This is a genomic window from Plantibacter sp. PA-3-X8 (assembly GCF_003856975.1).
Classification (GTDB): Bacteria; Actinomycetota; Actinomycetes; order Actinomycetales; family Microbacteriaceae; genus Plantibacter; species Plantibacter auratus.
This window is the reverse complement of sequence record NZ_CP033107.1, coordinates 3,376,416-3,391,177: the sequence shown is the minus strand read 5'-3', so window position 1 is coordinate 3,391,177 and position 14,762 is coordinate 3,376,416. Positions and strand designations below refer to the sequence as shown.

General features: G+C 70.8%; 14 protein-coding genes. 8 read left to right on the top strand and 6 right to left on the bottom strand.

Going from position 1 to position 14,762, the window contains the following annotated elements; translation table 11 throughout:
* Positions 1–26 precede the first annotated feature (26 nt).
* A complete protein-coding gene (locus tag EAO79_RS15990) occupies positions 27–1,031 on the bottom strand; it encodes an asparaginase (protein WP_124769580.1) in 1,005 nt (334 codons plus the stop codon).
* The gene (gabT, locus tag EAO79_RS15985) at positions 1,028–2,401 is read right to left on the bottom strand and encodes a 4-aminobutyrate--2-oxoglutarate transaminase (protein ID WP_121291798.1); all 1,374 of its coding nucleotides are present in this window, start codon (positions 2,399–2,401) and stop codon (positions 1,028–1,030) included. The genes EAO79_RS15990 and gabT overlap by 4 nt, the downstream gene beginning before the upstream one ends.
* A gap of 82 nt (positions 2,402–2,483) precedes the next feature.
* Here gabT and EAO79_RS15980 point away from each other — a divergent pair, with 82 nt between their 5' ends.
* Positions 2,484–2,966 carry an OsmC family protein gene (locus EAO79_RS15980; protein WP_086473942.1) on the top strand — a complete coding sequence of 161 codons (483 nt, stop codon included), beginning with the start codon at positions 2,484–2,486 and terminating at the stop codon, positions 2,964–2,966.
* A gap of 21 nt (positions 2,967–2,987) precedes the next feature.
* Here the strand turns inward: EAO79_RS15980 and EAO79_RS15975 are convergent, their stop codons facing one another.
* Complete coding sequence (locus tag EAO79_RS15975) at positions 2,988–3,800, bottom strand: 1-acyl-sn-glycerol-3-phosphate acyltransferase (RefSeq protein ID WP_124769579.1); 813 nt, start codon at positions 3,798–3,800, stop codon at positions 2,988–2,990.
* Between the two features lie 146 nt (positions 3,801–3,946).
* Here EAO79_RS15975 and EAO79_RS15970 point away from each other — a divergent pair, with 146 nt between their 5' ends.
* From EAO79_RS15970 to ispG, 7 genes are all read left to right on the top strand, one after another.
* A complete protein-coding gene (locus EAO79_RS15970; RefSeq protein ID WP_079707174.1) occupies positions 3,947–4,945 on the top strand; it encodes an FKBP-type peptidyl-prolyl cis-trans isomerase in 999 nt (332 codons plus the stop codon).
* A gap of 35 nt (positions 4,946–4,980) precedes the next feature.
* Positions 4,981–6,060 (top strand): 1-deoxy-D-xylulose-5-phosphate reductoisomerase, encoded by a 1,080-nt coding sequence (locus tag EAO79_RS15965; protein ID WP_124769578.1) that lies wholly within the window; start codon positions 4,981–4,983, stop codon positions 6,058–6,060.
* An 85-nt stretch (positions 6,061–6,145) separates the two neighbouring features.
* Positions 6,146–7,480: an RIP metalloprotease gene (locus EAO79_RS15960; RefSeq protein ID WP_124769577.1), complete on the top strand. Its 1,335-nt coding sequence runs from the start codon at positions 6,146–6,148 to the stop codon at positions 7,478–7,480.
* Between the two features lie 120 nt (positions 7,481–7,600).
* Positions 7,601–8,809: a sensor histidine kinase gene (locus EAO79_RS15955; protein WP_124769576.1), complete on the top strand. Its 1,209-nt coding sequence runs from the start codon at positions 7,601–7,603 to the stop codon at positions 8,807–8,809.
* Positions 8,806–9,465 (top strand): response regulator transcription factor, encoded by a 660-nt coding sequence (locus EAO79_RS15950; protein WP_124769575.1) that lies wholly within the window; start codon positions 8,806–8,808, stop codon positions 9,463–9,465. Before EAO79_RS15955 ends, EAO79_RS15950 begins: the two co-directional genes overlap by 4 nt.
* Before the next feature lie 134 nt (positions 9,466–9,599).
* On the top strand, positions 9,600–9,938 hold the full coding sequence (locus tag EAO79_RS15945) for an SHOCT domain-containing protein (RefSeq protein WP_124769574.1): 339 nt from the start codon (positions 9,600–9,602) through the stop codon (positions 9,936–9,938).
* 76 nt (positions 9,939–10,014) lie between these two features.
* The gene (ispG, locus tag EAO79_RS15940) at positions 10,015–11,175 is read left to right on the top strand and encodes a flavodoxin-dependent (E)-4-hydroxy-3-methylbut-2-enyl-diphosphate synthase (RefSeq protein WP_064295337.1); all 1,161 of its coding nucleotides are present in this window, start codon (positions 10,015–10,017) and stop codon (positions 11,173–11,175) included.
* A 45-nt stretch (positions 11,176–11,220) separates the two neighbouring features.
* On the opposite strand, the gene EAO79_RS15935 is transcribed toward ispG, so the two are convergent.
* The 3 genes from EAO79_RS15935 to EAO79_RS15925 are packed head-to-tail and all read right to left on the bottom strand — an operon-like array spanning position 11,221 to position 14,754.
* Complete coding sequence (locus EAO79_RS15935; RefSeq protein WP_164486959.1) at positions 11,221–12,531, bottom strand: DUF6716 putative glycosyltransferase; 1,311 nt, start codon at positions 12,529–12,531, stop codon at positions 11,221–11,223.
* A 28-nt stretch (positions 12,532–12,559) separates the two neighbouring features.
* On the bottom strand, positions 12,560–13,489 hold the full coding sequence (locus EAO79_RS15930) for an N-acetylneuraminate synthase family protein (RefSeq protein WP_124769572.1): 930 nt from the start codon (positions 13,487–13,489) through the stop codon (positions 12,560–12,562).
* On the bottom strand, positions 13,486–14,754 hold the full coding sequence (locus EAO79_RS15925; RefSeq protein ID WP_124769571.1) for an acylneuraminate cytidylyltransferase: 1,269 nt from the start codon (positions 14,752–14,754) through the stop codon (positions 13,486–13,488). Before EAO79_RS15925 ends, EAO79_RS15930 begins: the two co-directional genes overlap by 4 nt.
* Positions 14,755–14,762: the final 8 nt, after the last annotated feature.

The following is a 14,762-nucleotide window of genomic DNA, read 5'->3' as shown; positions in this document are numbered from 1 at the left end:
AGCGGCCGAGGCTGTCGGCCGGGCGGTCAGACCGCGGTGACGGCGATCCGGCCGACGACGGCGGCTCCGCCGTGGATGGCCAGGTCGAGTTCCGGTTCGAGGGCGTCGACGGCGGCCGCATCGAGCGCTCCGACCGAGACGAGTAGTCGGAGGGCGACGATCGTCGACGCCCGGAGCGAGCCGTCGAGGACCTTGAGCGCGACGGTCGCGCCGCCGGGTGCCGACATGACCATCACGCCTTCCGCACCGAGCTTCGCGAACAGGCCGAGGCGTTCGATGACGAGCGTGTTCGCCCGGCCGGGTCCGTCGAGTGCCCAGCCGTTGGCGAGCACCGCCGCCGTGAGCAGCCCGGCGTTCCGGTACAGGGCGAACGGCGAGGTGGGGGAGGAGTTGACGACGCGTCCGATGCCACGTGCGAGTCCGGTCAGGGAGATCGCGTACACCGGAGCCCCGCAGCCGTCGACCCCGCTCGCGGCGGGCTTCTCGCCGGTGAAGCGCTCGACGGTGTCGCGGACGGCGAGCTGCAACGGATGGTCGGGCTCGAGGTACGTCGCCTGGTCCCACCCGTTCTGAGCGCAGGCGAGCAGCATGGCCGCGTGCTTCCCGGAGCAGTTCATGTACAGGGGGCTCGTGCCGAGGCCGTCCCGGACCAGCTCGTCGCGGGACGCGCGATCACCGGGCCAATCGGCCGGGCACTGCAACGCCGAGTCTTCGATCCGAGCCCGGCCGAGCATACTGCGCACGACCTGGACATGCTTCCGGGTGCCCGCATGGCTCGCGGTCGCGAGCACGGCCTGAGCGCCCTGGAGGGACACCCCGGCGTTCATGATCGTGATCGCCTGGAAGGGCTTGAGGCACGAGCGGGGGAAGACCGGTGCGTCCGGTGCTCCGAGGCTCGCGAGGACCTCGCCCTCCGGCCCGAGGACGATCGCCGATCCGGCGTGACGTGACTCGATGAAGCCGCTGCGCTCGACGACGGCCAGCTCCACCGCGTCCGCGACGCCGAAGGTCTGGGGGACCGCCGTGCTCACAGTGCTGCGAGCGCCTGATCGATGACCGTCATCGCGTCCGCGATGAGCTCGTCGGAGACGGCGAGGCTCGGGAGGAAACGGAGGACGTTGCCGTAGGTGCCGGCGGTGAGGACGAGCACGCCCTGCTGCGCGGCGGCTGCGGCGATGGCGCTGACGGCGGCCGGGTTGGGCTCCTTCGTCGTCGAGGCGGTACCCGGCTGGACGAGTTCCATCGCGATCATCGCGCCGATGCCGCGGACGTCGCCGATGATGTCGTACTTGCCCTGGAGCTCGAGCAGCGCCGCCGTCAGGGTGGCACCGATGCGATCCGCTTCGGCCAGCAGACCGCGCGACTCGATCGACTCGAAGACCGCGACCGACGCGGCACACGCGACGGGGTTACCGCCGAAGGTGCCACCGAGCCCGCCGGGCTGGCTGGCATCCATGATCTCGGCGCGCCCCGTCACCGCCGCGAGCGGCAGACCGCCGGCGATACCCTTCGCGCTCAGCACGAGGTCGGGGACGAGGCCGAAGTGCGAGCTCGCGAAGTACTCGCCGGTGCGCGCCATGCCGCTCTGGATCTCGTCTGCGATGAACACGACGCCGTTGGCCGTGCACCATTCCTGGAGCGCGGGGAGGTAGCCCTCCGCGGGGACGACGAAGCCGCCCTCGCCCTGGATCGGCTCGACGACGAGGCATGCGAGGTCGGTGGCACCGATGCGCTTCTCGAGGTAGGCGATGGTGCGGGCCGCAGCCGCAGCTCCGGACAGGCCGTCGTGGTAGGGGTAGGAGTTGGGGGCGTGGTAGACGTCGCCGGCGAACGGACCGTAGCCGGTCGCGTAGGGGGCGGCCTTGTAGTTCATCGCCATGGTCAGGTTGGTGCGACCGTGGTAGCCGTGGTCGAGCACCGCGACAGCCCGCCGACCGGTGTACTTGCGAGCGATCTTCACGCCGTTCTCGACCGCCTCCGCGCCCGAGTTCACGAGCACCGACTTCTTCGCGAAGTCGCCCGGGGTGTGCTCGGCGAGCAGCTCCGCGACGCGCACGTACTCCTCGTAGGGGGTGATCGTGAACAGGGTGTGCAGGACGTCGGCCGCCTGGTCCTGGACGGCGCCGACCACGGAGGACTCCGTGTGGCCGATGGTGGTGACACCGATACCGGCACCGAGGTCGATGAACTGGTTGCCGTCGACGTCGACGACGATCGCGCCGTGCGCGCGCTCGATGTACACCGGGAGGACACTCGACACGCCATCGGACACGACGGCGGTCCGGCGGGCGTGCAGCGCCTGCGAGCGCGGGCCCGGGACGGCCGTCACGATGCGACGCTCCTGCGTCACGCTGGGGGCGGAGGCGGTCGTCTGGTCCGTGGTGTCGAGCGTGTCAGTCATAGTCCTCCAGCGTAGCGCGACCTCCCGACAGCGGGGCCGCGAACGCGGGCCGCGGGGGAGAGGCCAGTGGGATACTGGTGGCATGATCACGGGCCACCACGACTACACCATCGGCGTCCGCTGGGACGGAGACCTCGGGACGGGTACGAGCGGGTACCGGGACTACTCCCGGGAGCTCACGGTGACGGCCGCCGGGAAGCACGACCTCGAGGGCTCGGCCGACAAACCGTTCCGCGGCGACCCGGGTCGATGGAACCCCGAGGAGCTGCTCCTCGCGGCCCTCGCCCAGTGCCATCTCCTGTCCTACCTGCACGTCGCCGTGACCCTCGGTGTCGTGGTGACGGCCTACACGGACGACGCCGTCGGGACCATGGTCGAGGACGGCGCGGGCAGCGGTGCGTTCACGGAGGTGGTCCTGCGTCCGCAGGTCACGGTCGCCGATGCGTCGATGGTCGAGGCGGCGCGAGCAGGGCACGCGCGCGCGAACGAGCTGTGCTTCATCGCCAACTCGGTGAACTTCCCGGTCCGTCATGAGCCGACGATCGTCGTCGCGACGACCACCTGAGGAGTGGACCGACGCCGCGGCTCAGAGCCGTTCCGGGCGGAAGGCGCGCTTGATGCGCTCGACGGTGTCCGCGGGCGGCGACTCGTTGTAGGCGTTCGCGAGCTCCTGGCCAGTGAGGGCGTGGATCGCCGCCATGATCTCGTCCGTCGCCTTGCGTCTGGCGCGTCCTGAGGTCGCCGGGCCATGGTGGCTCACGTCGATGGGTTCACCGAAGATCACCGTGACCGGTTTGAACTTCGGGATCGTGGTGCCCACCGGCATGAGGTCGTCGGTGCCGATGAGGCCCACCGGGACGACCGTCGCGCCCGTGGTGAGTGCCAGCCAGGCGACACCGGTCCTGCCGCGGTACAACCGTCCGTCGAGCGACCGGGTGCCCTCGGGGTAGATGGCGAAGGCCTCGCCGCTCTCGAGGATCCGGCGTCCCTGGTCGAGCGCCTCCTGCGCCGCCTGTCCGACGCCACGTTCGACCCCGACCGCGCCGATCGAGGTGAAGAAGGTGCGCGAGGCCCAGCCCTTCAGACCGCGTCCGGTGAAGTAGTCGGACTTCGCCAGGAACTGCACCCGTCGTGGCGCGCTGATCGGGATCGCGATGCTGTCGATGAACGAGAGGTGGTTGCTCGCCAGGATGACCGGCCCACGCTTCGGGACGTTCTTCCGGCCGATGATCTTGGGGCGGTAGGCCAGCTTCGCCGTCGTGTTCAGGACGGCTCGTCCGAAGTAGTAGACGACACCGGGTTTCGAGGGCGTGGCCACCGTGTCGTCCGTCGACGGTTCGACCGTGGTCTGGTCGGAGGGTTCCTGGGCGCGTCGCTGCGTCTGCTCCTCATCGGCCATGCGCACGACTGTACCCGCCGACGCATGCGCGACCCGGCATACTCACGTGTGACCGCCCACCGCGGATGTTCGGCGCGCTGTCAGCCAGCATGGAGCCTGGTGGGTGAAACTGGACCGACCCCTCAGCAACGACCGAAAGTTCCCCTGTGCGCAAGAGCCTCTGCCTTCTGGCCGTCATCGCGTCCCTCGTGTCGCTGACCGCGTGCAGTTCGGCGACGTCGCAGTCGCAAGCGCTTCCCAGTCCGGGGGAGTGCGCCGACACGAGCGCAGGCAAGGCGTCCAAGGCGATCAGCGTCAGTGGCGACTTCGGCTCGATCCCCGAGGTCACCTTCGCGAAGGGCACCCTCGCCGCAGACACGACCGAACGCACGATCGTGGCCAAGGGCGACGGAGAGCGGGTCGATCCCGGCGACACGACGTTCGTCGAGATGTCGATCTACAACGCCGTGACCGGGTCGATCGTCGCGCAGACCGCCTACGGTGCGAGCCCGGCGACGGCGATCGTGGTCAACGACCAGAAGTACCTGAAGGGCCTCGTCCGCGCCGTCGAGTGCACGAACGTCGGATCCCGCGTCGCGGCGTTCGTCACGGCGGGCGACGGGTTCGGTTCCGCAGGGTCGAGCGACGGCACGGTCCAGGCCGACCAGCCGCTGGTCGTCGTGGCCGACGTCCTCAGCACGGTGCACAGCGACGCCAAGGCGGACGGCGTCCCGCAGGAGCCCGTCGCCGGGATGCCCGCGGTCGAGCTCGACACCGCCGGACGACCCACGGTCACCATCCCCGAGGAGCCCGCTCCGGCCGATCTCCAGGTCGCGGTCCTCAAGCAGGGCGACGGAGCGGTGGTGCAGCCCGACGCCGAGGTCATCATCAACTATCAGGGTGTGAACTGGCGGACCGGCGAGGTCTTCGACGAGAGCTGGGGCAACGGACCGACCAACTTCCAGCTGTCCGCCGTGGTGAAGGGCTTCTCGAGCGCCATCGCCGGCCAGCACATCGGATCGCAGGTCATCGCCGTCATCCCACCCGACCTCGGGTACGGACCGAGCGGCGGCAACAGCCAGGCGGGCATCGAGGCCGACGACACCATCGTGTTCGTCATCGACATCCTCGACGCGAGCAGCACCACGGCTCCCGCCGCGGGCTGAGCGGCCCGCACCGCCGCCGACGTAGACTGACCGCCGTGAGACGCGTCATCATCCTCGGATCAACCGGCTCGATCGGCACGCAGGCACTCGACGTCATCCGGGGTGACCGCGACCGCTTCGAGGTCGTCGGCCTGACGGCCGCCTCGAACGCCGAGCTCCTCGCCGAGCAGGCCGCCGCCTTCCACGTCGACGACACGGCCCTGGGCGCGGCCGACGCCGAGCGGCTCATCCGCAGCGTCGACGCCGACGTGGTGCTGAACGGCATCACGGGCTCCATCGGGCTCGGCCCGACCCTCGCGGCCCTCGAGACGGGCAGGACGCTCGCGCTCGCGAACAAGGAGTCGCTCATCGTCGGTGGCGACCTCGTCCGGCGGATCGCGACACCCGGCCAGATCGTGCCCGTGGACTCCGAGCATTCCGCGATCGCCCAGGCCCTCCGATCCGGCACCGCCACGGAGGTGCGACGGCTCGTCCTGACCGCCTCGGGAGGACCGTTCCGCGGACGGGACCGCGCGTCGCTCGCCGGCGTCACGCCGGCCGAGGCACTCGCCCACCCCACCTGGGACATGGGTCTCGTCGTCACGACGAACTCGGCGACCCTCGTCAACAAGGGTCTCGAGGTGATCGAGGCGCACCTGCTGTTCGACGTCCCATACGACCGCATCGAGGTGACGGTCCACCCGCAGTCGATCGTCCACTCGATGGTCGAGTTCATCGACGGTTCCACCATCGCCCAGGCCTCCCCGCCCGACATGCGGCTCCCCATCTCCCTCGGGCTCGACTGGCCCAACCGGGTCCCAGGCGTCGGCGTCCCGCTCGATTGGACCTCGCGCCAGCAGTGGACGTTCGAGCCCCTCGACCACGAGGCCTTCCCGGCGGTGCGGCTGGCCAAGCTCGTGGGCGGGCAGGGTCGCACCTATCCGGCCGTGTTCAACGCGGCGAACGAGGAGGCCGTTGCGGCCTTCCACGCGGGTCGGCTGGGCTACCTCGGCATCCTCGACACCGTCCGCGCGGTCGTCGACGACCACGAGGCGCCCGAGGGCGAGCTCACCCGGGAGGCGCTCGCGGAGGCGGAGCGCTGGGCGAGGGCTCGCGCGCAGCAGCGCATCGGCTGACCTGCCCGTCCATCGTCGGAAGCTTCCGAGCGGCCGTACAGCCGGCGTGCAGCCGGTGACCCGACCGCGCGAGTAGGGTTACGCCGTGGAATCCGTCCTCCTCTACCTCCTCGGCATCGTGATCGTGCTCGTGGGCCTCATCGTGTCCATCGGGCTGCACGAGGTCGGTCACCTCGTGCCCGCGAAGCTGTTCGGCGTGCGGGTCACCCAGTACATGATCGGCTTCGGTCGCACCATCTGGTCGCGCCGCAAGGGCGAGACCGAGTACGGCGTCAAGATGATCCCGCTCGGCGGCTACATCTCGATGATCGGCATGTTCCCGCCCAAGCAGCCCGGCGGTGCCGCCCGGAACGCCAGCACCGGCTTCTTCGACACGCTGGTCCAGGACGCGCGGGAGGCGAGTGCCGACACGATCGGCGCCGGCGACGAGGAGCGCACCTTCTACCGGTTGCCCGTCTGGAAGCGGATCGTCGTCATGCTCGGCGGGCCGTCCATGAACCTCGTCCTCGCCGTCCTGTTCATCGGTATCGCCGTGTCGGGGTTCGGCGTCCCGCAGCAGAGCAGCACGCTGACCTCGGTGTACGAGTGCGTGTTGCCGTCCACCAGCGACCGCCAGAGCTGTGCAGCGGGGGATCCGCAGGGTCCGGCGGCCGCCGCGGGCTTGAAGCCGGGCGACACGATCCTCTCGATCGACGGCACCCCGATCTCCACGTTCGCCGAGATCTCCGCGGCCGTGCAGGATTCGCCGGGCAAGCCGTTGGCCCTCGAGGTCGCGCGCGGTGAGCAGCGACTCGACCTCACCCTGACGCCGTTGCTGCTCGAGCGGGACGTCGTCGACGCCGAGACCGGCAAGATCGTCACGAACGCCGACGGCTCGGCGAAGACCCATGAGGTCGGCTTCGTCGGCATCACCCCGCAGCAGCAGATGGTGGCGCAGCCCGTCACCACGATCCTGCCGACCGTCGGCGACACGATCGCCCGGACCGCCAACATCATCCTGAACCTGCCCCAGCGACTCATCGACGTCGGGCAGGCCGCGTTCGGATCCGGCGAGCGCGACCCCAACGGGCCGATGAGCGTCGTGGGCGTCGGACGGGTCGTGGGCGAGGTGGTCAGCCTCGACGAGATCCCCGTCGCGTCGAAGGCGGCGACCGTGTTCGGCATCCTCGGGTCGCTCAACGTCGCGCTCTTCGTCTTCAACCTCATCCCCTTGCTGCCCCTCGACGGCGGGCACGTCGCAGCAGCGCTCTGGGAGGCGATCCGTCGCCGCTTCGCGAAGGTCTTCCGACGTCGCGACCCGGGACCGGTGGACGCGGCGAAGCTCATCCCGCTCACCTTCGGCGTGGTGATCGTCCTCGGCGGCATGAGCGCGCTCCTCGTGTACGCCGACATCGTCAAGCCGGTCAACCTCTTCGGCTAGGCCGACGCGACCGGAGCCCGCGGGACCGTCCCATCCCGGTACGGCCGTACTCCCCGGGGAGTACGGTGCAGGCTCCGTGCGGGCGACGCGGCGGCTCCGACCCGCGAGTAGCATGCAGGGATGGCATCGGTCGAGACGGGTTCGGCACCCTGGACGACGCCGAGCGATCGCCGACCCGGACGCCCCGTCTGGCGCCTCTGGGCGCCGGTGGTGGTGTCCTTCCTCGTCCAGGTGCCCGCGACAGCGGTGCTCGCCCTCCACGGTTCCTTCGGCCCGGGTGCCGGTGCCTCGGGGTGGTCCCGTTCCTCGGCAGTCCTCCTGGCACTCGCCGGCGTGCTCTGCCTGCTCGCTGCCAGGCGGTCGCCCGGGCCGACGGTCGCGGCGGTCGCCGTGCTGTCGACCGCCTCGATGCTGACGGGTCCCACCTGGGGCCCTCCCGCCGTGGCGCTGGCGTTCGCCGCGGGTTCCGGCATCGTCCGTGGGGCGCGCGGCTGGGCCTATCCGTCGCTGGGACTCGGGTGGGCGCTCGCCCTGACCGTCGCGCTCGCCGTCGGTTGGAAGGTGTCGGGCTTCCGTGTCGGGGCCACGACCGCCCTCGTCATCGTCGCCGTCCTCCTCGCCGAGGGACTCCGCACCCGGCGCGAACAGCTCGACGCGGATCGCCGGCGTCAAGGTGAACGCCGGGCATCCGCCGCGCAGGAGGAGCGCGTGCGCATCGCCCGTGAGCTGCACGACGTGGTCGCCCACTCGCTCGCGCAGATCACCGTCCAGGCCGGCATGGGCCTGCATCTCATGGACACCCAGCCCGAACGTGCCAGGGAGGCTCTGACGAACATCAAGGGGTCGAGCAAGGCGTCGCTCGACGAGGTCCGTGGCCTCCTCGACGTCCTCCGTGGTGCCGATGCGGCCCAGGATCCCACGACCGGCGCGCCGAGGCGACCGGGGCCGGATCTCGAGGCACTACCAGTCCTCGTCCAGTCCCTCCGAGACCAGGGCGTCGACGCGGTACTCGAGCTGCGCCTCGTCTCCACGCCCGGCGCGGCCGTGCAGCAGGCGCTGTACCGGATCGCGCAGGAGAGCGTCACGAACGTCCTCCGGCACGCGCAGGCCGGACGGGTCTCCGTCGAGCTCGTCGAGGTCGACGGCACCTATCGCCTGCTCGTGGAGGACGACGGGGTCGGTGCCCCACCCGGACCCGCGGAGCACGGCAACGGCCTCCTCGGCATGACCGAGCGCGCCGAGCTCCTCGGCGGCACCCTCGAGACCGGGCGGAGTCCGCTCGGCGGCTTCCGTGTCACGGCCCGGGTGCCGGTCCGAGGCGTCGCATGATCCGCGTGGTCGTCGCCGACGACCAGGCACTCATCCGCGGCGGGTTCCGCGCCCTCCTCGACGCGGAGCCCGACATCGCGGTCGTCGGTGAGGCGGCCGGTGGGGACGAGGCGCTCGTCGTCGTCCGTCGGGAACGCCCGGACGTGGTCCTCATGGACATCAGGATGCCCGGAGGGGACGGCCTGGCCGCAACCGAGGCCATCGTCGCGGATCCGGCGCTCGAGGCCACCCGCATCATCGTCGTCACCACCTTCGAACTCGACGAGTACGTCGCGCAGGCGATCCGGGCAGGTGCGAGCGGCTTCCTCGTGAAGGACACCGAGCCGGCCGAGCTCATCCGGGCCGTCCGTGTGGTCGCGTCGGGTGACGCCCTGCTGTCGCCCGGGGTCACGAGGCGGCTGCTCACCCAGGTCGCCGGAGCGATCGCCGCGCCGCTCGACGACGCCGTGATCGCCGGGCTCACCGAGCGCGAACGCGAGGTGCTGGGGCTCGTCGGACGCGGACTCACCAACGAGGAGATCGGAGGGGCGCTGTTCCTCAGCCCGCTCACGGCGAAGACCCACGTGTCGCGCATCATGGCGAAGCTCGCCGCGCGCGACCGGGTCCGGCTCGTCGTCATCGCCTACGAGACCGGGCTCGTCAGTCCCGGCGTCTGAGCGCCGGGTGGTCGTACTCCCGGGGGAGTGCGGTGATCCGTCCCGTCGTCGGATGCCCTCGGCCGTCATCCGGAGGAGGCTCGGGGTCGTGATGCGGACGACGGTCGTCGTCCGCCCGACGAACGGAGTCCTCCATGTCCACCTCCCTGATCGTGCTCGCCGCGACCGCGATGCATCCCGGCGGTCCCGGGCCGGGCTTCCACCTCCTCTGGCTGCTGCTCATCCCCGCGTTCTGGATCGCCGTGATCGTCCTCATCGTCGCGCTCGCCGGTCGGCGGTGGCGTCGCCGAGCCTGGTCCGGGGCGTCCCCGGACGGCCACCAGGGCCCGCCGTGGGCCTGGCGCCAGGACGGGTCGCGGAGCGCCGAGCAGACGCTCGCCGAGCGTTTCGCCCAGGGCGACATCGACGAGGTCGAGTACCGGGAACGGCTCGGCGTCCTGCGAGCGAATCGCGAGGCACCGCCCGCCCGTTGACCGTGGATCGCGACGTCCCAGCAGGCATTCAGCTCACGGGGAGCCTGCGGGGCGTCGCGCGCGTAAGCTGAGGCTCGTGGTAGCTATCAATCTGGGTCTTCCGTCGGTTCCCGAGACGCTCAGCCCGCGGCGCAAGTCGCGACAGATCAAGGTCGGCAAGGTGCTCGTCGGCGGCGATGCCCCGGTGAGCGTCCAGTCGATGACGACGACCCAGACGACCAACATCAACGCGACCCTCCAGCAGATCGCCGAGCTCACGGCCTCGGGCTGCGACATCGTCCGCGTGGCCGTCCCGACCCGCGACGACGCCGAGGTGCTGCCGATCATCGCGAAGAAGAGTCAGATCCCGGTGATCGCCGACATCCACTTCCAGCCCGCCTACGTCTACGCCGCGATCGACGCGGGGTGCGCGGCCGTCCGGGTCAATCCCGGCAACATCCGGAAGTTCGACGACCAGGTCGGCGAGATCGCCCGGCGCGCGAAGGCCGCCGGCGTCTCCCTCCGCATCGGTGTCAACGCCGGTTCCCTCGACCCGCGGCTGCTGCAGAAGTACGGCAAGGCGACCCCAGAAGCGCTCGTCGAGAGTGCCGTCTGGGAGGCGAGCCTCTTCGAGGAGCACGACTTCCACGACTTCAAGATCTCCGTCAAGCACAACGACCCGGTCGTCATGGTGAAGGCCTACCGGCTGCTCGCCGAGCGCGGTGACTGGCCGCTGCACCTCGGCGTGACGGAGGCCGGTCCCTCCTTCCAGGGCACCATCAAGAGCGCGACCGCGTTCGGCATCCTGCTCTCCGAGGGCATCGGCGACACCATCCGTGTCTCGCTCTCCGCGCCGCCGGCGGAGGAGATCAAGGTCGGGCTGCAGATCCTGCAGTCGCTGAACCTCCGCGAGCGCAAGCTCGAGATCGTCTCCTGCCCGAGCTGCGGGCGCGCCCAGGTCGACGTCTACAAGCTCGCGAACGACGTGACCGACGGCCTCGAGGGGATGAGCGTCCCCCTGCGCGTCGCTGTCATGGGTTGCGTCGTGAACGGCCCCGGAGAGGCTCGCGAGGCCGACCTCGGCGTCGCGAGCGGCAACGGCAAGGGCCAGATCTTCGTCAAGGGCGAGGTCATCAAGACGGTGCCGGAATCGGAGATCGTCGCGACGCTCATCCAGGAGGCCAACCGTCTGGCCGCCGAGATGCCCGCCGACGACACCTCCACGGGCGCTCCGGTGGTGACGGTCGGCTCCAACTGAGCCTGGAGCGCCGCCCGACCGGTCTCCGGTCGAGGGGCGCTCCCGTCAGCGGGCCGTGCGGTGACGAGCCCCGTGCGGAGCGCGCACCGGTGTCTCCGTCTCGATCGGCGCGAGCCGACGGGAGGGGATCGGTTGGCGCTCGGCCGGCTGGACGCCACGAGCGCGACGGACCAGACGGCGAGCGATCTGCAGTGGCCGCCCGATGACGAAGGCGACCGTGCCCAGCGCGCTCGTGTCGGCCCGCCCGAACGCCCGACGCCGCTCCCAACCGGTGCGGAGCATGCCGCCGCGACTCTGTCGTGCCCGAGGACGGATCGGCAGGGTCCCGAGGTCGCGCGCGGCGAACGCCTCCTCCGACCGCTGGATCCAGTCGTCCTCCAGGGCGGGGTGGAAGTAGTTCTGCTGCAGCCAGTCCGGGTTCGGGTGCCGGAACCGGGCGGCCATGAGGTCGTCCTTGGAGGCCAACAGCCCGCTGCCCTCGAAGACGGTGTTGATGAGTGCCGGGTCCACACCGAAGTCGTCGAGCAGGATGACCGGGACCCCGGCCGCGATGGCCTCGATCGCGGCGGTGGAACTCACGGTGACGAGCCCGGCCGCGTGGCCGAGGTGGACCGCCATCGACCCGGTGGCGACCCGCAGGTTGTCGGGTGTCGGACCGGTCAGGAGGGTGTCGAAGGGGTAGTGCTCGTGATGGGTCTGCGGGTCGCCGGCGAGGCCGCGCACCTTGATCACGACGTCGAGGTCGCGGTGCCGGTTCGCGAGGGTCCGCAGCCAGGACAGGATCCGGAGCCGGTCGCCGCGATCGGCCGGGACGGTGGCCTGGGCGGCGAAGACGACCCGGGTACGCGGGGCGGGCTCGGCCGGTGACTCGGTCGCCGTGTCCGTCAGGAACGGCAGGGTCGCGAGCGCGAACGCCGGTTCGACCCCGTGCGTCAGCGCGAGTTCACGGTAGGCGGCGACCTCGCGGTGGCTGTGCAGGACGAAGACGTCCGCCTGCGCGCGGAGGAAGATCCCCTTCCACTTCGCCGGGATGGAGATGCCGGGGAGGCCGGTGAGCACCACCGGGCGGGTGGAGCGCCCGAGCGCGAGGAGTTCCGAGATGACGACCTCGGCGACCGGCCCACGCGTGGAGACGAACACGCCGTCCGGCTGCTCGGACCGGATGAGGTCGACGAGTCCTCGGAGCGACAGGCGACGGACGGTCCGCCCCTCGAACGCCGTGTGGAGCAGGGCGATGTCCACCTGCCGGTCGGTGGCGGACACGTCGCTCTCGATGAGGACGAGGTCGACGTCCCAGCCGGTCGCGCGGGAGAGGGTGGCGGCGCCCCACTTCACGAAGGAGTCGGAGTCCACCACCCCGATCACTCGACGGCGGGGCCCATGATCAGGCATCGACCCTGCGCAGCTTCGCGAGTGGGGCGAGTTCACCGGGGAAGATGCGCTTGACGCCGTCACCCATGGCGGTCTCGATGACCCGGATGTCGCGGACGAGGTTCGAGAAGCCGTGCGGTTCGAGCGACGCGGCGTGGTCCGAGCCCCACATGGCACGGTCGAGCGTGATGTGGCGTTCCACCATCGTGGCCCCGAGGGCGACCGCGGCGAGGGAGATCTGCAGACCGGTCTCGTGGCCGGAGTACCCGATCGGCACACCGGGGTACCGGGCGGCGAGGCTGTCGATCATCCGGAGGTTCGCCTCTTCGGCGGGCAAGGGGTACGTGGAGGTCGCGTGCAGGATGACCAGCGGCGAGCCCCGGAGGATCTCGACTGCGCGGTCGATCTGCTCGAGCGTCGACATGCCGGTCGAGAGGATGATCGGCTTCCCGGTCGCGGCGAGACGGGTCAGGAGGCCCGAGTCGGTCACGGAGGCGGACGCGACCTTGTGCGCGCTGACGCCCAGGTCCTCAAGGAAGTCGACGGACGGTTCGTCCCACGGGGAGGCGAACCAGCTGAGGCCTCGCAGGGTGGCGTGGTCGCCGATCTCGATGTACTGCTCACGGTCGAACTCGACCCGGTAGCGGTAGTCGAGGTAGCTCATCTCACCCCACGGCGTCTGCCGCGGGACGTCGCGCATGTGCGCCGGCGTCGAGATCTCCGGCGTGCGCTTCTGGAACTTGACGGCCTGTGCGCCGGCGTCGGCGGCCACGTCGATGAGTCGCTTCGCGAGCTCCACGTCGCCGTTGTGGTTGAGACCGATCTCCCCGATGACGTACGCGGGGGCGCCGCCGCCGACGGGGATGCCGTCGATGCGCACGGGAGACGGCTGCGTCCGGCCGTCGAGGTCGGTGGTGTCGTTCGCGTCCTGGTGGATGCTCATGGTCGTGCTCCGTTCGATTGCAGCGTGGACAGCTTCAGGGGGTCGAGGGTCGCGCGTGCGGCGAGGACGAGGTCGGCGAGTTCGCGGACGGCCCCGTCGCCGCCTCGGCGTTCCAGGACGAGCCGGGAGACGGCACGGGCCTCCGGGTGCGCATCGGCGACGACCACCGGCCAGCCGACGATCTCGAGGGCCGGGATGTCGTTGACGTCGTTGCCGAGGTACGCGATGCGGTCGAGTGGGACGCCCTTCGCCGTCGCCCAGTCGCGGAGCGCGGTCGCCTTGTCGGCTGAGCCGTACACGACGTCGACGCCGAGTTTGGCCGCGCGTGCGGCGACGATCGGGACCCGCTCGGTCGACAGGATCAGGAACGGCAGCCCGGCCTCGCGCAGCTGACGGACGCCGAGGCCGTCACCGCGATGGACGCTCACCCGTTCGACTCCGTCGGCGTCGATGCTGGCGCGGTCGTCGGTGTGGACCCCGTCGAAGTCGGTGACGACAGCGTCGACGTCGAGGTGGCGCTCCGAGCGTTCCGAGCCCGACGGGATCCCCAGCTGGCGTTCGGCGAGTCCGGCGATCGCCTCCGCGACGAGCAGATCCTCCGGCTCGTCGATGTCGAGTGCGGCGAAGGACCTGGTGACGGCCGGCGCGATCCGGCCGAAGAAGCGGTGCCGGGCCTCGAGGAAGCCGCCCGTGTCGAAGACGTAGAACGAGCCGGTCTCGCGGTACTGCGGCGCGCGGTCCTGTCGCCGGGGCCGCTCGCGGTGGTCGTGACCGATCCCTCGGGCACCCTTCGTCTTCTCCGTCCAGAGGAATCCGTGGTCGAGCACCGCGGCGAAGACGGAGTCCGCCCGCCCGGAGGAGACCAGGGCGACGGCGTCGTCGAGTGCTTCAACGTCGAGGAAGGGCGACGTCGCCTGCGCGAACACCGTCACGGGGGTCAGCTCTCCGCGCTCCGCGAGGACGCCGAGCGCGTGGAGGAGCGCGGCCTCGGAGGAGGTGCTGTCCTCGGCGAGTTCGGCCGGCCGGTCGATGACCTCGGCACCGGCGGCGACGGCGGCGGCGGCGAGGTCCGGGTGATCGGTCGTGACGACCACGCGCGAGACGCCACCCGACCGCAGCAGCCCTTCGACCGATCGCGCGATGAGGGTGCTCCCGCGGACCGTCCTGAGATTCTTGCGGTGGATCCCCTTCGAACCGCCCCTGACCGGGACGATCGCCGTCGCGCCGTCGGTCTCCGGGTGCCTCCCGTGCGCTGCAGATGTCATCGATCCAC